A 19,518-nucleotide genomic window follows, 5' to 3' on the forward strand; every position below is an offset into this window, starting at 1 on the left:
GAGAGTCCCCTACCGACGGTGCAAGCCGGCGCGCCCCGGGTCCGCGAGGACCATGGCGGACCGGCAAAACTCTCAGGTCGACGCTGCGCGTCCGATGACAGAGCGGGGAGGAACGGGTGGGCTCCCGAGCCCGCCGCCGTCTTCCTCGCCGACCCCCGGAGACCTCCGTGACCCAGCAGTCCAGCGACGCGTTCGACCGCGCGCACTTCCCGTTCCGCCACATCGGCCCCCGACCGGTCGCTGCTGACTCGGCCGACGTCCCCACGGGCGAGGTCGCGGTGATGCTCGCAGAGCTGGGCTACGACTCGCTCGACGCGCTGGTCGACGCGGCGGTCCCGGACTCGATCCGCACCGACCGCCCGCTCGACCTGCCGGCCGCGCGCACCGAGTCCGAGGTCCTCGCGGACCTGCGGGCCATCGCGGCGAAGAACGTCGTCAAGACGCAGATGATCGGCCTCGGCTACTACGGGACCATCACTCCTCCGGTGATCCGCCGCAACGTGCTCGAGTCCCCCGCCTGGTACACGGCCTACACGCCGTACCAGCCCGAGATCTCGCAGGGTCGCCTCGAAGCGCTCCTCAACTTCCAGACCGTGGTCCTGGACCTCACGGGCCTCGAGGTCGCGAACGCGTCCTTGCTCGACGAGGCCACCGCGGTCGCCGAGGCCGTCGCGCTCATGTGGCGCGCGGCCAAGGGCGGGGCCGGCGTCGTGGCGCTCGACGCCGAGCTGTTCCCCCAGACCGTCGCGGTGACGCGCGCTCGGGCCGAGTCGGTCGGCCTGCCCGTGGTCGTCGTGGACCTGTCCCAGGGGCTCGCGGCAGGCCTCGCGGAGGCAGGTGCCGGGGACGAGAAGCTCATCGGCGTGGTGCTCCAGCAGAGCGGGGCCTCGGGCGTGGTCCGGGACCTGCGGCCGCTCGTCGCCGAGACCAAGGCCCGGGGTGGTCTGGTGACGATCGCCGCCGACCTGCTCGCCCTCACGCTGCTCGTCTCGCCCGGCGAGCTCGGCGCCGACGTCGCGGTGGGCTCGGCCCAGCGCTTCGGCGTCCCGCTCTTCTACGGCGGCCCGCACGCGGCGTTCATGGCGGTCCGCAAGGGCCTCGAGCGCTCGCTCCCGGGCCGCCTGGTCGGCGTCTCGGTCGACGCCGACGGCGACCAGGCCTACCGGCTCGCGCTCCAGACCCGTGAGCAGCACATCCGCCGCGAGAAGGCCACGAGCAACATCTGCACCGCGCAGGCTCTGCTCGCGATCGTCGCGTCGATGTACGCCGTGTACCACGGGCCCGCGGGGCTCCGGGAGATCGCGGAGCGCGTCCACTCGCGCGCCGTGGCGCTCGCCAACGGCCTGCGCGCCGCGGACGTCGAGGTCCGGCACGACGTCTTCTTCGACACGGTCTCGGCCGTGGTCCCGGGCCGCGCGGCGGCTCTCGTCGCCGCTGCCGCCGACGCCGGCATCAATGTGTACAACCCGGACGCAGATCATGTACAGATCGCGTGCGACGAGACGACGACGCCCGACGACGTCCTCGCGCTGGTCGAGGTGTTCGCCACGGGTCAGGACCTCGAGTTCGAGGGCGGCGGCAGCGTGCTGCCGGCCGACGTGCTGCGCACGACCGACTACCTGACGCACCCGGTCTTCCACCGGCACCGCTCCGAGACCGCGATGCTGCGCTACCTGCGCTCGCTCTCGGACAAGGACCTCGCGCTCGACCGGACCATGATCCCGCTCGGCTCGTGCACCATGAAGCTCAACGCGACCGCGGAGATGGAGGCCATCTCGTGGCCCGAGTTCGCGGACATGCACCCGTTCGTCCCGGCCGAGCAGGCCCTCGGGTACGCCGAGCTGATCGACGGGCTCCAGGCGCAGCTCGCGGAGATCACGGGCTACGCCGGCGTCTCGGTCCAGCCCAACGCCGGGTCGCAGGGCGAGTTCGCCGGCCTGCTCGCGATCCGCGACTACCACCGCTCGCGTGGCGAGGACGGGCGCGACGTGTGCCTCATCCCCGCGTCGGCGCACGGCACCAACGCGGCCTCGGCGGCCCTCGCGGGCATGCGGGTCGTGGTCGTGGCGACGTCCGAGAAGGGCGAGGTCCAGCTCGACGACCTGCGCGCCAAGCTCGAGCAGCACGGCCCCCAGGTCGCGGCGATCATGATCACCTACCCCTCGACGCACGGCGTCTACGAGGAGCACGTGCGCGAGGTCTGCGACCTCGTACATTCTGCCGGTGGACAGGTGTACATCGACGGGGCGAACCTCAACGCGCTCGTCGGGCTCGCCCGCCCGGGCGAGTTCGGCGGCGACGTCTCGCACCTGAACCTGCACAAGACCTTCTGCATCCCGCACGGTGGAGGCGGCCCCGGCGTCGGGCCCGTCGCGGTGGCCGAGCACCTGGTGCCGTTCCTGCCGGGGGACCCGCTCACGGGCGAGGGGGCCTCGCCCGTCTCGGCCGCTCCGTTCGGCTCGGCGGGCATCCTGCCGATCTCCTACGCGTACGTCGCCCTCATGGGCCCCGACGGGCTCGAGGCCGCGACCAAGACGGCCGTGCTCGCCGCGAACTACCTGGCCAGCCGCCTGACCGAGCACTTCCCCGTGCTCTACACGGGCGAGACGGGCCTGGTCGCGCACGAGTGCATCCTCGACCTGCGCGGCATCACGGCGCAGACCGGAGTCACGGCAGAGGACGTGGCCAAGCGCCTCATGGACTACGGCTTCCACGCCCCGACGCTGTCGTTCCCCGTCGCGGGCACGCTCATGGTCGAGCCGACCGAGAGCGAGGACCTCGCCGAGCTCGACCGGTTCGTCGACGCGATGGTCGCGATCAAGGCCGAGATCGACCAGGTCGCCGCGGGCGCCTGGGGCATCGAGGAGTCCCCGCTGCGCGGGGCGCCCCACACCGCCGCCGCGGTCGTCTCGGACGCGTGGGACAAGCCGTACTCGCGCGAGGTCGCCGCCTACCCGCTGGCCTCGCTGCGCACCGGCAAGTACTGGCCCCCCGTGCGCCGCATCGACGGTGCCCGGGGTGACCGCAACCTCGTGTGCTCCTGCCCTCCGATCGAGTCGTACTCCTGAGGCCGACCGGACCGAGGCGACCCCAGGGTCGCGGCGGTCCGGACGACCCCGGGCCCACCCCGCCCTGCCCCGCCCTGTCGGAGCGAGCGTGACGCAGAGGTCACGCAGGCTCCGGCTCCCCCGAGAGGATCACCATGACGGAGTCCGAGCAGCACACCCCGGTCGCTGACCGCCTCAGCCCGCTCCACGACGAGCACGTCGCCCTGGGCGCCTCGCTCACGAGCTTCGGCGGCTGGCAGATGCCGCTGCGCTACACGAGCGACCTGGCCGAGCACCGCGCGGTGCGCGAGGCCGCCGGGCTGTTCGACCTCTCCCACATGGGGGAGATCGAGGTCAGCGGGCCGCAGGCCGCTGCAGCCCTGGACCGGGCGCTCGTCGGCAACCTCTCGGCCGTGGCCGTGGGCCGTGCGCGCTACACCATGATCTGCGCCGAGGACGGCTCGGTCCTGGACGACCTGGTCGTCTACCGCCTGGCCGAGGAGACGTTCCTCGTCGTGGCCAACGCCGGGAACGCGCCGTTGGTGACCCAGGAGCTGGTCCGTCGCTGCGCTGGCCTCGAGGCGACCGTCACCGACCAGGCCGCAGAGACCGCGCTCATCGCGGTACAGGGCCCGCGCGCCGAGGAGATCGTGACCTCGCTCGTGGCGGCCGAGGACGTACAGGTGGTCAAGGGCCTGAAGTACTACGCGTCGCTCACCGCCCAGGTCGCCGGGATCGACGCGCTCGTGGCACGCACCGGCTACACGGGGGAGGACGGCTTCGAGCTGTTCGTCCCGGCCGAGCGCGCGCGTGAGCTGTGGCGGGCCGTGCTCGCGGCGGGGGAGCCCCTGGGGCTGGTCCCGGCAGGGCTCTCGGCCCGCGACTCGCTGCGGCTCGAGGCAGGCATGCCCCTCTACGGCCACGAGCTCGACACCACGACCACGCCTTACGAGGCGGGGCTCGGGCGCGTCGTCAAGCTCGACAAGGTCGACGCCGAGGGCAACCCGCTCGAGTTCGTCGGCCGCGCCGCGCTCGCGTCGCGCAAGGGCGCACAGCCGGCGCGCGTGCTCGTGGGCCTGCGCGGGCTCGGCAAGCGCCCCGCCCGCGCGGGGTACGCCGTCGTGATCCCGGGCAAGGACCCCGACGTGCAGATCGGGTTCGTGACCTCCGGGGCCCCCTCGCCCACGCTCGGGTACCCGATCGCGATGGCCTACGTGACCCCCGAGTTCAGTGCCGAGGGCACCGAGCTCGCGGTCGACGTCCGTGGGCGCGAGGAGCCGGTGGTGATCGTGCCCATGCCGTTCTACCGTCGTCCCCAGGCGTCCTGACCGGATCCCGCGCAGCGCACCGACCTCGTTCGACGGGCCCCCGGGCCCGCCTCTTCCGCACCCGCACCAGCACCAGCACACCAGGAGCTCCCATGGCCGACTTCCCCGGCAACCTGCAGTACACCGCCGAGCACGAGTGGCTCGACGCCTCGACCCCGGCCGTCATCGGCATCACGAGCACCGCGGCCGAGGCCCTCGGCGACATCGTCTACCTCGAGCTCCCCGAGGTCGGGGCGACCGTCACGGCCGGTTCGGTGATCGGCGAGGTCGAGTCGACCAAGTCGGTCTCCGAGCTCTACTCCCCGGTCACCGGCACCGTGGCCGAGGTCAACCAGGCAGCGATCGACGACCCGTCGCTCGTCAACGCGGAGCCCTTCGCGGGGGGCTGGCTCATCAAGGTCGACGTGACCGAGACGGGCCCCGTGCTCACCGCCGAGGAGTACAGCGCGCTCGTCGGCGGCTGACTCGCCGCCGTCGGACGACGCGGCCACCACCGGGCGAGACCCCGCCCGTGCCGCGTGCCCGCATCCTCGGACGCGCCCCGGAGGGCCGGTCTGCGACCTCGTCGCGGGACCGGCCCTTCGTGCTGTCCAGGGTCCGCTCGGCTTGTGGCGTGGCCCTGGTCGGCACACACTGTGAGACGGGTCACATTTCTTGTCGCAACGCAGGAAGGGTGATCTAGGGCACATCGGAGATATCACCTGCTACGGGCAGTCCCGGAAAGATATCGCGCTGACCTGCGGGAATGCACCTTAGCGAGAGCGAGAAGAGGTCGCTCAGCGAGGCGTCCGAGATTGAGGGTGAAAAACCGCGTCATGAATCACCGGCTGGGCCATCTCTCCCAGTAGCAGCAAGGCACCGGATCGATCCATGACGCGATGGAGAGACCGGTCAGCATCTGGAGGAAGCATGAGCATCATCGAACTGGCCCGGACCGAGTCGCCGGCAACCCAGCTCCCCGCCACGCTCACCCGTCGTGAGCACGTGGTGCTGTCGAACCTCTCCGAGGACATCACCCTGGAGCAGATCGCCACCAAGCTGTTCGTCACGCGCAACACCGTCAAGTCGCAGGTGCGCAGCCTCTACCGCAAGCTCGGCGTCTCGACCCGTGCAGAAGCGGTCGAGTGGGCCAAGGCTGCCGGGATCCGCTGAGCCTCGACGAGGATCAGCATCGAAGCCCGCCGACACGTGTCGGCGGGGCAGCGGGGTCCAGCAGGGTCGTGAGGCGCGTCGTCGCGCCGTGTGACCAGCCGGACACGTGCCGGGTCACGTGCCGTCACACCGGGCGTGAAACACTCCGCGTATGACTCTCCGCCGACTCGTGGTCGCTGCGGCCGTCGTCGACGACCTCGCCACGCCCCGCCTCCTGCTCGCCGCACGCCGTTCGCGGCCTGTGGAGCTGGCCGGGCGCTGGGAGTTCCCCGGCGGCAAGGTGGACCCGGGGGAGACGCCCGTCGACGGGCTGCACCGTGAGCTCCGTGAGGAGCTGGGCGTGCAGGTCGAGCTCGGTGCAGAGCTCCTCGGTCCCGACGACGGTGGCTGGAACATCACGGACCGCCACGTCATGCGCCTGTGGCTCGCGCGCATCGTCGACGGAGAGCCCGAGCCCCTGGTCGAGCACGACGCCCTGCGCTGGCTTCCCGCGGGCGAGTGGGGGAGCGTCGACTGGCTGGACGGGGACGTCCGGATCGTCGAGGCCCTCAGCGACTGGGTGGAGCAGGAAGCCGTCTGACCCAGGTCTCGACCTGTTGCCGGCTCCGCAGCCGCACGAGCGCGACGGGCGGGTCCTGCTGGGCCACGACCGTCGGGAGGTCGCGCAACGACCGGCGCGTCGACCATGCCCACCGGACGATGTGGTCACGGTCCGTGAAGATCGTCCAGAGCGGCGGTTCGACGTTCCCGTTCCACAGCACCTCCTGGTGCACGGCCCGGCGCACCGTGCGTGCCACGACCTGACGCAGGGTGGTCGCGGTGGGCAGGTCGAGCCACACGACGAGCTCGGCCTCGTCCAGCAGGAGCGGGCGCACGGCGCGGTACTGCCACTCCGTGACGAACGCCTCCTGCCCGACGACGGCACGCACGTCCTCGACGAACGTCGCCCGGGGTGTCCAGGCGGGGCCGTGGAAGAGCGCGTCGATCTCGGTGCACGGCAGGTCGAGGCGCGCGGCGAGCCGTCGTGCGAGCGTCGTCTTGCCCGAGCCGGACACGCCGGCCACGAGGATGCGGCGAGGGACGTGCCCGAGGTGCGCGACGACGTCGTCCAGGGGTCCGAGGGTCGTGTGCACCCCGGGACACTACCGGACGTCGCGTGCGGTTCAGCCGTCGGCGGGCTCCCGGGCGGGGGAGTCCTCGGCCGGCGCCTCGTCGGCCGGGACGCTCTGCTCGCCCAGGTGCTTGGGGGTCCATCCCGTGCTGACGGCCCCGATCATCTGCGGGGGAGTGTGCTTGCGGGCCCAGGCCTTGAACACGAGGTACATGACGATCACCAGGACGTAGCGCAGCATGGCGAGCAGCGACTGGACCGTGGGCTCGCCGCACCCGAGCGTGGCCGAGGTGTCGTTGAGCGAGTGGACCACCATGACCAGCAGGATCCCGCCGAGCGCGGCGGGCGTCCCCTTGCGGCCGTACAGGTGCCAGGCCCGCCACGCGATGGCGACCGCGATGCCCGTGAAGAGCCAGTGGAACGGCGAGACCCCGAAGATCCGAGCGACCTGTGCCGCGATGACCGACGCGGTGGTCGCGGCAGGAGTCTCTCCTCCGCAGAAGGCCGGCCCGGACGCCGCAGCGGTCTGGTAGGCGTAGAGCGTGGTCTCGGCGATCGCGAACCCGAACCCGGAGGCCAGGCCGATCGCGACGCCCGCCCGCGGGTTGCGATAGGTGCCGAGGAGGAACAGGGCGATCGGGACGAGGAGCTTGGAGGTCTCCTCGGTCAGGCCGACCAGAGCCGTCGCGAGCGAGATCCCACCGATCGAGCCGGTGAGGTCGTTGAGGTTCAGGCCGACGAGGAACGTCGCCCCGGCCGAGGCGACCGCGACCGCCACGATCTGCCCGAGCCCGATCACCTCGGGCAGCGCGAGCTGTCGGGCCACGAACCCGTAGAAGGCCCAGCAGACCAGGGCCATGGCCAGGAAGCTCGTGACGGCGATGACGTGCACGTTCTCGGTGGACCGGTAGAGCGTGGTTCCCGCGAGGAGCACGACGCCCGCGCCGACGAGCGGCCAGACCCACTGTCCCCAGAAGCGGCCGCGGAAGTGGTGGCCGCGGTTCGCCGCCTCGGTGCCCGCGGTGACGCGGGCCGTCCAGGCCTGGCCGTCCCAGAAGCGACGGCGCGCGGCCTTCGAGGCCGGGTCGGGGTACCACCGGGCCGGGGGAGCGTCGGGGCGCCGCGGAGCCAGCCGCCAGGCAGCGTAGAAGCCTGCGGCGAGCAGGACCGCGCCGAGAACGTTGAGAAGAAGCACCATCATGGCTTCAGCCAATCACTGGGAATCGTCGAGAAGAGCTGGTGGGGCGCGACACGCCGTCGACCGGTGGCCGAGACGGTTCGCGCGTCCCCATGAACCGAGTCTCTCCCGGACGAGCGCGTCGGACGTCGGTCGCACTGACGATCCCTGGGGAGGCACGTACTGCGTCCGCAGCAGCCGCCCCGACCTGCGTCGATGCGCCGTGCGGATCAGGTCCGCAGTTATCGTCGGACGGTGGAACCCGACCGCGCGCGACCGACCGGCACGCGCCGTGCGCGGCTCGCCCGCCCGGCCGCGCGCTGGGGCGGCCTACCCGTGACGGCGCGCGACGCCGTCGGGGCGCTGGTCCTGCTCCTGGTGCTCGCGGTGCCCCAGGTCGTCGCCCCCGAGAGGTACGCGAGCACCGTGGCCTCGGCCGTCGCGCTCGTGGTCGCGTGCACGGGGCTCGTGTGGCGTCGGGCGCACCCGTCGGTCGCGGTCGGCGTGGCCCTGGCCGCGATGGTCGGATCGGCGGCGATCGACGCCGACTCGTCGCTCGCGTTCGCCCCCGGGCTCGTCGCGACCTACTCGGTCGCCGCGTACGCAGGGCGGCGCGAGGCGGCCTGCGCGACGCTGGCCATGATCGTGGCCTACCCGGCCGTGCTCGTCCTCGTGGGCGGCAAGGACCCGTTCGGGTCCTACGTCGTGCTCGTCGTGGCCCTGATCGTCCTCGCGGCAGCGCTGGGCGCGGCGGTCGGCGCGCAGCGCGCCGTCGTCGCGGCGGCGCGCGACCGTGCCGTGCGCGCCGAGGAGTCCCGGGAGGCCGAGGCCGCTCGGCGGGTCACCCAGGAACGGCTGCGCATCGCCCGCGAGCTGCACGACGTCGTCGCGCACCACGCGGCCGTCATCAGCGTGCAGGCGGGTGCGGCCGAGGCGCTCTTCGACAAGCGTCCCGACCTGGCCCGGGAGGCGATCGGGCACGCGCGCGACGCGGGGGAGCGGGTCCTGTCCGAGATGTCGTCGCTCCTGCACCTCCTGCGCGACGCCGACGAACCAGGTGCCTCCGCCTCCGCGCCCGGGCTGGCCGACCTTCCGGGCCTCCTCGACGAGGCGCGGTCCACGGGCCTCGAGGTCGTCGAGCGGACCGTCGGTGTCCCGCGCAGTCTGTCACCGGTGCTGGACCTCACGGTCTTCCGGGTGGTCCAGGAGGCGTTGACCAACGCGCACCGGTACGGCACCGGGCGGGCGGAGCTGAGCGTGGTGCACGGTGCGGACTCGGTCGTCGTCGAGGTGGTCAACCCCCTGCCGTCGCGGACGGCGGTCGGCTCCGAGGGCGCGGCCGGCCAGAAGCGTGCGGCCGGCGCGTCCGGCCCTGTCGCCGCGCACGGGAGCGGGTTGGGGCTCGTGGGGCTCCGCGAGCGGGTCGCCGCGGTCGGCGGCACGGTCGAGACGGGCTCGCGCGAGGGTTCCTGGATCGTCCGGGTCTCGCTGCCCGTGCCTGCGGCGACCGCAGACCGACCCGCTCGGGCAGGCGCCACCGATGCCGTGCGACCCGCCACCCAGGAGGCCCCGTGACCGTCCGTGTGCTCGTCGTCGACGACCAGGAGCTCATCCGGGCGGGCTTCGCCGCGCTGCTCGGGGTGAGCGAGGGGATCGAGGTCGTGGGGGAGGCGGCCGACGGGGCCCGGGCGGTCGAGCTGGCGCGAGACCTGCGACCCGACGTCGTCGTGATGGACCTCCGGATGCCGGGGACGGACGGGATCTCCGCGACCGCGCAGATCGTCGGCGACCCCGGGCTCGCTGGCGTGCACGTGCTCGTCCTGACGACGTTCGAGGACGACGAGCACGTGATCGGTGCGCTGCGTGCCGGGGCTGCCGGGTTCCTGGGCAAGGGCGTGCGCCCGCAGGTCCTCGTGGACGCGGTGCGCACCGTCGCGGCGGGTGACTCGCTCCTGTCCCCGCAGGCCACCCGGAGCCTGATCGCGCGGGCGGTCACGACCGAGCCGCGTCCCAGCGTCGACGGTGAGGCGTTCCGGTCGCTCACCGACCGTGAGCGCGAGGTCGTCCTGCTGGTCGCGGAGGGGATGAGCAACGACGACATCTCGGTGAGGCTGCACGTCACGCCGCTCACGGCCAAGACGCACGTGAACCGTGCGATGTCGAAGCTCGGGGCCCGTGACCGGGCCCAGCTCGTGGTCCTCGCGTACCGGTCCGGGCTCGTCACGGGCGAGGCCTGAGAGCGAACGGACCTTCTCGGCGTGCAGGCCGGGGGGAACTGTGCACTACTACTGAGCGGTAGGTTTCAACTTTTGATTGACAGGCGATAGAAGTCGGCCTAGATTCCTACCAGGTGGTCGAGGAAGACCGCCGTAGTAGCAGGTAGATACATCGCATTCCAGGATCTTCCGGATCGCTCGAGCAGTGTGAGCGCTCATCCTGCCGGGCGACCGGTGACCAGTCGGTGCCACCTGTCAGCGATGACGGAGAACACCACCACTCGACGGCGAGGGGAGGACGACGACGGTGGCGAGGGCGGGAGTGCCCGGGGAGCCACCTCCACGAGACACAAAAAGACCGGACCACCCGTGATCCCGCTGTCTCAGCAGCGAGCGGTGGCCCGGTCCGGCGATGAACCCCCATGAGGAGCTGCATCACTGTGAAGTCTATTCCTGCACGAAGGACCGCGAGATCCAGGGTGGTCGCCGCGTCTCTCGCGGGCGTCCTGGCCCTGACGGGGCTCGCGGCCGCAACAGGCCCGGCGACGGCACACGACGGCGTCGACCACGGCGCAGAGCCCGGCGCGGAGGCCGCGCTCGACTGGTCCAACTACGAGAAGATCCTGCTGACCAAGGACGTCGGCGAGCCCATCGACCTGGCGATCCTGCCTGACGGCAAGATCCTGCACACCGCCCGCAACGGCGACGTCCGGCTCACCGACCCCGAGACCGGCATCACCTCCGTCACCAACAAGATCCCCGTGTACGCGAACTCGGAGGACGGTCTCCAGGGCATCGGGATCGACCCGAGCTTCGCGGAGAACGGCTGGGTCTACCTCTCCTACGCACCGCTCAGCGGGACCCCGACCGGCTCGGCTCCCAACACCCTCCCGGCAGGCGCCGACGAGAGCTACTGGGACCAGTGGAAGGGCGTCAACCGGCTCTCCCGGTTCAAGTGGACGGGCACGGGTCTCGACCTGGCCTCCGAGCAGAAGATCATCGACATCGAGGTCCAGCGCGGTCAGTGCTGCCACGTCGGCGCGGACATGGACTGGGACGCCGACGGCAACCTCTACCTGTCGAGCGGTGACAACACCCCCGCGAGCGCGCCCGGGGCCAACGGCTTCGCGCCCAACAACGACGCTCCGGGGATGAACCCCGGCCTGGACTCGCGTCGCGGTGCGGGCAACACAAACGACCTGCGCGGCAAGATCCTCCGGATCAAGGTCCAGGACGACGGCACGTACACGATCCCCGAGGGCAACCTCTTCCCGGTCGGTACCGAGAAGACCCGCCCCGAGATCTTCGTGATGGGCGTCCGCAACCCCTTCCGCATCGACGTGGACCCCGAGACGAACAGCCTCTCGTGGGGCGACTACGGTCCCGACGCGGCCAACGCCGACCCGAACCGTGGCCCCATGGGCTATGTCGAGTGGAACACCGTGAGCCTCGACGACCCGCACAACGCGGGTTGGCCCTACGTGCACGGCCCCAACGCGCCCTACAACGAGTGGAACTTCGCGACGAGCACCCCCGGGGCGTTCTTCGACCCGGCCGCGCTCAAGAACAACTCGCGCTGGAACACGGGCCTCGTCGACCTGCCCCCGGCCCGCGCCGCGACGCTCTACTACGGTGACCGCCCCGGCGACCAGCCGTGGGACGAGCTCGTGAACTTCGGCACCGGCAGCGGCCAGGCCCCCATGGGAGCCCCCGTCTACCACTACGACGCCGAGAACCCCTCGACGTCCAAGCTCCCCGAGTACTGGGACAACAAGGCGTTCTTCGGCGAGTTCTCGCAGGACTACCTCGCGGCCTTCACGGTCGACTGGGAGACCTACGAGGTCACGCACATCGAGGACTTCACGCCCAACGCCCAGCTCGCCAAGAACGCGCAGCCGCTCAACGACAACATGATCGACATGGAGTTCGGGCCCGACGGCTCGCTCTACGTGCTCGACTACGGCGACGGCTTCTTCCGCGCCAACCCGGACGCCGGCCTCTACAAGGTGTCCTACGCCGAGGGCAACAAGGCGCCCCAGGCCCGCTTCACCGCGACCCCCACCTCGTCGTCCGAGGCCCCGCTCACCGCGGCCTTCGACGCGAGCACCTCGAGCGACCCCGACGGCGACGCCCTCACCTACCAGTGGGACTTCGACGGCAACGGCACGTTCGACGCCACGGGGATCACCGCGAGCCACACCTACACGACCCTCGGTCAGTACAACGCCCGCCTGCGCGTCACCGACGCCAAGGGCAAGTTCACGCTGACCTCCAAGGTCATCTCGGTCGGCAACCAGGCCCCCGTGGTCACGGTCGACTACCCCGGTGACGGCTCGTTCTTCAGCTGGGGCCAGGCAGTTCCCTTCAAGGTCTCCACGCAGGACGCCGAGGACGGCACCGCGACGGCCTGCAACCGCGTCGCATGGACCTACGGTCTGGGCCACGACGAGCACGCCCACCCCGAGGTCTCGGGCACGGGCTGCACGGGCGCCTGGAAGACGTCGCCCGACTCGCCGCAGCACGGTGAGGGCGCGCACATCTACGGCGCCGTCGTCGTCTCCTACACCGACAACGGCCACAACGGCCTGCCCGCCGCTCCCGGTGAGGCGACCGTCCAGCTGAACCCGTTCGTCCAGCAGGCCGAGCACGCCAAGAGCAAGGGCGTCGTGGCGTACGAGGACGAGACGGCGGGTGCCGGTCAGGCGATCCGCGGCCTCGGCAACGGCGACCACCTGTCCTACAGCCCGGTGAACTTCGCCGGGATCACGGGTGTCAAGGTCGTCGCCAACGGTGGCGGACAGCTCCAGCTCCGCTGGGGTGCGGCCGACGCCGCGCCGTTCGCCACGGCCCAGATCCCCGCAGGCGCAGGCTGGAAGGAGGTCACGGTGCCGTTCACGAACGCCCCGCAGGGTTCGGGCACGCTGTTCGTGACCTCGGCCAACGAGCTGGCCGTCGACTCGTTCGACTTCCAGGGCGTGGGCGTCGGTGACGTCAAGGCGCCGACGATCAAGCACACGCTCGACCCGGCAGCGCCCACGGGCGTCGGCGGCGTCTACAACAAGGCCGTGCGCATGAACCTCGACGTCAAGGACGACGGCGCTCTCGCGAGCGTCCAGTACTCGACCAACAACGGCCAGTCCTGGACGAACGTGGCCGCGGCCAGCGGCGCGTACAGCGTCAACTTCACGACCAACGGCGTGCGGAACCTGCAGTACCGCGCGACCGACACGGGCGGCAACGTCTCCACGGTCGGGTCGGTCTCCTTCACGATCGACCTCGCGGCGCCGAACGAGCCCACGGTCTCGTCGGTCACCAAGGTCGCCGTGCCGGCAGCCCGCGTCTCGTACGGGGCACCGGGCGAGGCCACGGTCACCGTCACGGGCGAGGGTGGCACGCCGACCGGCGACGTCGTCCTCACCTCGGGCGACACCGAGGTCGGTCGCGGGACCCTCGTCGACGGCGTGGCCACGGTCGCGCTCGACCCGTCGCTCGCCGTCGGGACGCACACCCTCAAGGCGAGCTACCAGGCCGACCAGGTCTTCAAGAAGTCCTCGTCGACCGTGCGCCTCACGGTCGCCGCGGCGTCCTCGACCGTCTCGGGCTCGGTCTCGCCCAACCCGGTCAAGCCGTCGATCGCCGCCAAGGCGACCATCTCGGTCGAGAGCTCGACCGGTGTCGTCGCCACGGGCGACGTCACGGTCACGGTCAAGCGCAACAACGCCACGGTCGCTACCCGCACCGGGACGCTCGACGCCGAGGGCAACGTCGTCGTGACGCTCCCGAAGCTCCCCGAGGTCGGCACCTACAAGGTCGAGATCGCCTACCAGGGCTCGACCGGCGTCACCAAGAGCGCGACGTCGCTCAACCTCACCGTCCGCAACTAGGCACGTGGTGGCCCGGGGCTCGCGCCCCGGGCCACCGAACCTCACCTCGAAGGAGAGACATGAGTTCACACGAGCACCACCACGAGTCCATCCCGGCTCGCCCGATGAGCCGGCGGAACCTGCTCAAGGCCCTCGCGGCCTCGACGGTCGCCGTCGGTGTGGGCGCGGCGATCGGCCCGACCGCGGCGTCCGCCCTGGGCGGCGTCGCCGCAGCACCGAGCAGCGGCCGCAACCGCCTCGTCCCCGTCAACCGCATCGGCATCCAGCTCTACACGGTGCGCGACAAGGTCAGCTCGCTCGGCTTCCGGGCCGTGTTCGAGGAGCTCGCCGACATCGGCTACTCCGAGGTCGAGTTCGCGGGCTACACGCAGGGCAACGTCGGCCCGATCACCATCCCGGAGATCCGCCAGCTGCTCGACGACAACGGCCTGCGGGCCGTCGGGACGCACGCGACCCTCAACCCGGGCAACATCGACGCCGAGATCGAGAAGGCGCTCATCCTCGGGATGCCGCACATCGGCCAGGGTGGCCCCATCAACAACACCCCGACCGTCGCTGCGTGGACCGCCGCGGCGAACACGTGGAACCAGATGGGCGTCAAGACCAAGGCCGCAGGCCTCAAGCTCTACGCGCACAACCACGACGGCGAGTTCCGCTTCACCACGGACGACCCGACGCGCCGCGTGTACGACCTGCTGTGGGACGAGTTCGACCCCGAGCTCGTCTTCTTCGAGATGGACGTCTTCTGGGCGCACGTCGGCAAGCACAAGTACCCCGGGTTCGAGCCCATCGACTACATCAAGCGCGACCCGCGCCGCTTCCCGATGCTCCACCTCAAGGACGGCAAGACCAACACGGGCAGCGCCAACGGCTACGACATCATCGAGTTCGGCGAGGGCAACATCGACTACCAGGCCTTCCTGTCGCAGCTGCGCACGCGCGGCCAGCACTTCGGCCTGTTCGAGCAGGACAACGCCAGCTCGGTCGCCGCGCCGCCGAACCCACTGAACTCCCTGGGCAACGCACGGCGCAGCTACACCTCCATCTACGGCCTTCGCGGCTGAACCACCGAGAAAACAGGAGATTCGCCATGAAGTGGAAGGTTTCAGCAGCCGCTGCCGCAGCGTTCGCGCTGATCGCGGTCGGTGCACCAGCAGCGCACGCCGCCGTCACGAGCTGCACGACCGAGCTCGACGACACGGTCATCGCGGGTGACCTGGTCGTCCCCGCGGGAGCGACCTGCGTCCTCGGCGGGACCACGGTCCAGGGCTCGATCACGGTCGGCGACGACGCGTGGCTCGACGCGACCGAGGCAGTCATCGAGGGTGACGTCGTCGCGACCGACGCGTACGGCGTCCTGATCGACGGGGCGAGCGTGGGCGGCGACATCAGCTCGTACACCGCCGGTTCGCGCGTCGGGTTCCTCTACCTGTACGACCTGCGCGTGGCCGGCAGCGTCGCGGCGGGCGGGGTCGACGTCGAGATCTCGGACTCGAAGATCGCGGGCAACCTCTCGACGCAGGCCGCGACGTACGTCGACCTGCTGCGCACGAGCGTGAACGGCGACGTGACGCTCGGTGACAGCGACTTCGGCGTGAGCGTCGGCGGAGCGGTCGTCGGGGGCAGCCTGTCCGTGACGGGCACCTCGCGCGACGCGCTGGTCGGCGCGACGAGCGACGGGTCGGCAGACCAGTGGGGCAACACGGTGGGTGGGGACCTCGTCCTGACCGGCAACACCGCGAACCTCCAGGTCGCGGGCACCACGGTCCACGGGGCCGTGCGCCTCGCGGACAACGCGCCGGCCGCGAACTTCGGTCCGGGCAACACCGCGGGCTCGGTCGAGGGCGACCTCACCGGCACGGCACCCGGTGCGCTCGCGGCGGGCGACCAGTCGGTCGCCGTCGTGATCCCCGAGCCCCGTCCGGGCGAGCTCACGTGGAGCCTCGAGGGTTCCTCGGGCCTCGTCGACCTGGGCGTGGCCGAGGAGCAGGGCGACCACTTCGCGGCCTCGGGCGACCTCGTCCCGGTCCGCGTCACGGACACCCGCATCAACGCCCCGGCGTGGTCGGTGTCCGCACAGGTCGGCGACTTCGTCGCGGGCGGCGAGACGGTGTCCGGCAAGTACCTCGGCTGGACGCCCGCGCTCCAGGAGAACGACGGCGGAGCGGTCGCGGGTGCGGCCGTCGCCTCGGGCTTCGTCGAGGGTGACGGCCTGTCCGTCGCCCGCACCCTGGGCAGCGCGGAGGCCGGGCACGCCCGCGGCTCCGCGGTCATCGGGGCGGAGCTCGACCTGAAGCTCCCGCTCACGGTGAACGAGGGGACGTACAACGCGACGCTGACGCTCACGGCGCTCAGCTAGTCGCGGAGTGATCGTGGTGCCGGCCGGCCCGTTTCTCCGCGGGCCGGCCGGCACCACCGTTCGACAGCTCTCCTGACCGGCCGCCCTCCTGACGGGCAGCTCTCCTGAGGGGCACGGACGGCCGTCCCGACGCGACGGACCGTCCGGCTACTCTCGGTCGGAACCCACGAAAGCAGGCACGACCATGGCGACCCAGCACCTCTCCCTCCCGGGCGCGCGCGACGGCGCGAGCCCGGCCGCGCAGGCGACGCAGGACCCGCGCTCGGCACAGCGCAACGCGCGTGCCCACCAGCGGGAGAACGGCCACAGCCACGCCCTGTGGCTCCTCGCCGTGCTGGCCGTGACCCTGGTCGTGGGCCTGCTCGTCTCGCTGGTCGCCCCGACCGCCTCGGCCGTCGTCTCGTCCGCCCCCGCGCGGACCGCCGCGCTCCCGCACGCGGTGAGCGCCGCCGTCGGGCAGGTGGATCCCGCCGCGCCCGCGCCGGACGCCCCCGCCGAGCCCGACGCCCCCGCGGTGACCACCCCGGTCACCTGGGGCGTGCGCCCCGCCGACACCGTGCACGGCACCGACCGCCCCAACTACGCCTACGGCCTCGACCCCGGGACGAGCCTCGACGACGCGATCATCGTCTCCAACTACACCGAGGGGCCGCTGACGTTCCGCGTCTACGCGGCCGACGGGTACATGACCGAGGCCGGCGAGCTCGACCTGCTGCCCGCGGGCGAGGAGTCGCAGGCGCTCGGCTCGTGGGTCACGTTCGAGGCCGAGGACGTCACGATCGAGGGCGGCGGCACCGCGGTCGTGCCCTTCACCGTGACCGTCCCCGCCGACGCGACGCCGGGCGACTACGCGGCGGGCGTCGTGTCCTCGCTGCTCGTCGAGAACGCCGAGGGCGTGAGCGTCGACCGCCGCCTCGGCTCGCGCATGCACCTGCGCGTCGCGGGCGACCTGGTCCCGGCCGTCGTGGTCGACGACGTGTCGGTCACCTACGACGGCACCCTCAACCCCTTCGCCGCGGGCAGCGCGGTCGTCACGTTCACGGTCACGAACGACGGCAACACGCGTCTGGCCCCGGGCCAGTCCGTGCGCGTCGCCGGGCCGTGGGGTGCGGGCGCGCAGAGCGCACCGCGCGTCGACCTCCCCGAGATGCTCCCCGGCACGTCGCTGACGCGGACCGTGACGGTCGACGGCGTCTGGCCCCTGGGCCGGGTCAAGGGCTCGGTCACGGTCTCCGCGGAGGTCGTGACAGCGATCGGCGCGGCCGACGCCGCGCCCCTGCCGGTCGCCCCCGCCACGGGTTCCGCGTCCACCATCGCCGTGCCGTGGTCCGCGCTCGCGCTGCTCGTCCTGGTGGTCGGGGGCGTCGTCCTGCAGCGGCGCGGTGCCCGACGACGGCACGCGAGCGACGAGCGCAAGGTCGCCGAGGCCGTGGCCCAGGCGCTCAAGGAACGCGACGAGCAGCCCGTCGTCTGAGGCGGGCGGCAGCGGTCAGGAGAAGAGCGCTCCGAGCCTGTTGTCGACCGTCGAGAGAGCCGCTGCGATCGCCATGTGCATGTCGAGGTACTGGTAGGTGCCCAGGCGCCCTCCGAAGAAGACGCCCGGCTCGCCCTCGACCAGGCGTCGGTAGGCGGCGAGGCGGTCCCGGTCGGTCGCGGTGTTGACCGGGTAGTAGGGCTCGTCGGACCGCCCGGCGAAGCGGGAGAACTCCCGCATGATGACGGTCCGGTCGTCCGGGTAGTCGCGCTCCGGATGGAAGTGCCGGAACTCGTGGATCCGGGTGTACGGGACGTCGGCGTCGGGGTAGTTCATGACCGACGTTCCCTGGAAGTCGCCCACGGCCAGCACCTCCTGCTCGAAGTCGAGCGTGCGCCAGGAGAGCTCACCCTCGGAATGGTCGAAGTACCGGTCGACCGGGCCCGTGTACACGACCGGGACCTGCCCCACGACCGCCTGCTTGCTGACCGGTTGCGAGGGGTCGAAGAAGTCGGTGGCGAGCCGGACCGTGATCTTCGGGTGATCGGCCATGCGCTCGAGCCACGCCGTGTACCCGTCGACGGGAAGGCCCTCGTACGTGTCGGAGAAGTAGCGGTTGTCGTAGGTGTACCGGACCGGGAGCCGGGAGATGATCGACGCCGGCAGCTCGCGGGGGTCCGTCTGCCACTGCTTGGCCGTGTAGTCGCGCACGAACGCCTCGTAGAGCGGACGACCGATGAGGTTGACCCCCTGCTCGTCGAGGTTCCGGGGGGTCCTTCCCCCGAGCTCGGCCGCCTGCTCCCGGATGAGCGCGCGGGCAGCCGCGGGTCCCAGGGCGCTGCGGAAGAACTGGTTGATCGTGCCCAGGTTGATCGGCAACGGGTACACCTCGCCCCGGTGCGTGCTGTAGACCCGGTGCACGTACGACGTGAACCGGGTGAACCGGTTGACGTACTCCCACACGCGTTCGTTCGAGGTGTGGAACAGATGAGCGCCGTACTGGTGCACCTCGATGCCGGTCTCGGGCTCGACGGCGCTGTAGGCGTTCCCTCCGATGTGGGATCGCCGGTCGATCACGAGCACCTCGAGGCCGTGCTGCGTCGCCATCCTCTCGGCCACCGTCAGACCGAAGAGGCCTGCTCCCACCACCACGAGGTCCGTCATCTTGCTCCCAGCTGCACGGGTCGTCGCGTCGCTCGGCGCACCTGCGCCGAGGGGCGCCCCTGGGCCTGGGTGCTCCACCTCAGGCTCAGGATCGAGGTCACGGGCGCCGACGAGCTCGAATGGACTGCAGCATATAGCGCTCTTCTGAGCATCCGTCCGGGACGATCCGCAGGGTGCGGTGGGATCGTCGCGCGGGCCGGACCGGGGGTCGTCCGACGACAGATCATGCGCCCCGAGCGACAGGTTGTGCACAGGGCCGTGAGGGCCCGGTGATCCGGTGCTTGACTGCCGACGACGCCCCGTCCCCGCGGACGGGTGTCGCCGCAGTCCCCACGTCGAGGGGTCGACCGCAGCAGTCGCGGCCCTCGTGTCCGATCAGGCGCACGGACGACTCGTCCTCGGCGTCCTGTCAGCAAGGAGCACAACGCAGTGAGCACTCCCCCCACGGCACCATCGCCGACCACGAGCCCTCGGTCCCCGTTCGGTCGGTTGCGGGTGGGGTGGTCGTCGTTCGCGGAGCGTCGGCCGGGGTTGGCTCAGTTCGTGGTGTTCTTCGTGTTGAGCAATGGTGTGACGGTGTTGCAGCTGGCGTTGATGCCGGCGTTC

Annotated in this window: 14 protein-coding genes; 11 read left to right on the forward strand and 3 right to left on the reverse strand. The window is 71.5% G+C overall.

Annotated features, from left to right (window positions below):
- The first annotated feature begins 167 nt into the window (after positions 1-167).
- From gcvP to OERS_RS15180, 5 genes are all read left to right on the forward strand, one after another.
- Positions 168-3,068, forward strand: coding sequence for an aminomethyl-transferring glycine dehydrogenase (gene gcvP, locus OERS_RS15160; protein ID WP_083201510.1), 2,901 nt, complete (start codon positions 168-170; stop codon positions 3,066-3,068).
- Positions 3,069-3,202: 134 nt separating this feature from the next.
- Entirely contained in the window at positions 3,203-4,375 is a 1,173-nt protein-coding gene (gene gcvT / locus OERS_RS15165; protein WP_068626696.1) for a glycine cleavage system aminomethyltransferase GcvT, read from the forward strand.
- 92 nt (positions 4,376-4,467) lie between these two features.
- A complete protein-coding gene (gene gcvH / locus OERS_RS15170) occupies positions 4,468-4,839 on the forward strand; it encodes a glycine cleavage system protein GcvH (protein WP_056648015.1) in 372 nt (123 codons plus the stop codon).
- Positions 4,840-5,284: 445 nt separating this feature from the next.
- Positions 5,285-5,527, forward strand: coding sequence for a helix-turn-helix domain-containing protein (locus OERS_RS15175; RefSeq protein ID WP_068626700.1), 243 nt, complete (start codon positions 5,285-5,287; stop codon positions 5,525-5,527).
- 151 nt (positions 5,528-5,678) lie between these two features.
- Entirely contained in the window at positions 5,679-6,107 is a 429-nt protein-coding gene (locus OERS_RS15180) for a (deoxy)nucleoside triphosphate pyrophosphohydrolase (protein ID WP_056648005.1), read from the forward strand.
- Here the strand turns inward: OERS_RS15180 and OERS_RS15185 are convergent.
- Positions 6,076-6,660 (reverse strand): P-loop NTPase family protein, encoded by a 585-nt coding sequence (locus OERS_RS15185; RefSeq protein WP_231907577.1) that lies wholly within the window; start codon positions 6,658-6,660, stop codon positions 6,076-6,078. The two genes, OERS_RS15180 and OERS_RS15185, sit on opposite strands and share 32 nt — an antisense overlap.
- 30 nt (positions 6,661-6,690) lie before the next feature.
- On the reverse strand, positions 6,691-7,839 hold the full coding sequence (locus OERS_RS15190) for a PrsW family glutamic-type intramembrane protease (protein WP_248948605.1): 1,149 nt from the start codon (positions 7,837-7,839) through the stop codon (positions 6,691-6,693).
- 231 nt (positions 7,840-8,070) lie between these two features.
- Here OERS_RS15190 and OERS_RS15195 point away from each other — a divergent pair, with 231 nt between their 5' ends.
- From OERS_RS15195 to OERS_RS15220, 6 genes are all read left to right on the forward strand, one after another.
- Positions 8,071-9,390, forward strand: a complete 1,320-nt coding sequence (locus OERS_RS15195; RefSeq protein ID WP_068626703.1) for a sensor histidine kinase — start codon at positions 8,071-8,073, stop codon at positions 9,388-9,390.
- A complete protein-coding gene (locus OERS_RS15200; RefSeq protein WP_068626705.1) occupies positions 9,387-10,052 on the forward strand; it encodes a response regulator transcription factor in 666 nt (221 codons plus the stop codon). Before OERS_RS15195 ends, OERS_RS15200 begins: the two co-directional genes overlap by 4 nt.
- Positions 10,053-10,510: 458 nt before the next feature.
- A complete protein-coding gene (locus OERS_RS15205) occupies positions 10,511-13,915 on the forward strand; it encodes a PQQ-dependent sugar dehydrogenase (RefSeq protein WP_068626706.1) in 3,405 nt (1,134 codons plus the stop codon).
- Positions 13,916-13,974: 59 nt separating this feature from the next.
- On the forward strand, positions 13,975-14,979 hold the full coding sequence (locus OERS_RS15210) for a TIM barrel protein (protein ID WP_068626708.1): 1,005 nt from the start codon (positions 13,975-13,977) through the stop codon (positions 14,977-14,979).
- A 26-nt stretch (positions 14,980-15,005) separates the two neighbouring features.
- Positions 15,006-16,274 (forward strand): hypothetical protein, encoded by a 1,269-nt coding sequence (locus OERS_RS15215; RefSeq protein ID WP_068626710.1) that lies wholly within the window; start codon positions 15,006-15,008, stop codon positions 16,272-16,274.
- Positions 16,275-16,458: 184 nt separating this feature from the next.
- Positions 16,459-17,748 carry a hypothetical protein gene (locus OERS_RS15220; RefSeq protein WP_083201513.1) on the forward strand — a complete coding sequence of 430 codons (1,290 nt, stop codon included), beginning with the start codon at positions 16,459-16,461 and terminating at the stop codon, positions 17,746-17,748.
- A gap of 15 nt (positions 17,749-17,763) precedes the next feature.
- Here the strand turns inward: OERS_RS15220 and glf are convergent, their stop codons facing one another.
- Positions 17,764-18,912 (reverse strand): UDP-galactopyranose mutase, encoded by a 1,149-nt coding sequence (glf, locus tag OERS_RS15225; RefSeq protein ID WP_068626712.1) that lies wholly within the window; start codon positions 18,910-18,912, stop codon positions 17,764-17,766.
- Positions 18,913-19,518 lie beyond the last annotated feature (606 nt).

It is taken from the genome of Oerskovia enterophila (assembly GCF_001692445.1).
Taxonomy (GTDB): domain Bacteria; phylum Actinomycetota; class Actinomycetes; order Actinomycetales; family Cellulomonadaceae; genus Oerskovia; species Oerskovia enterophila.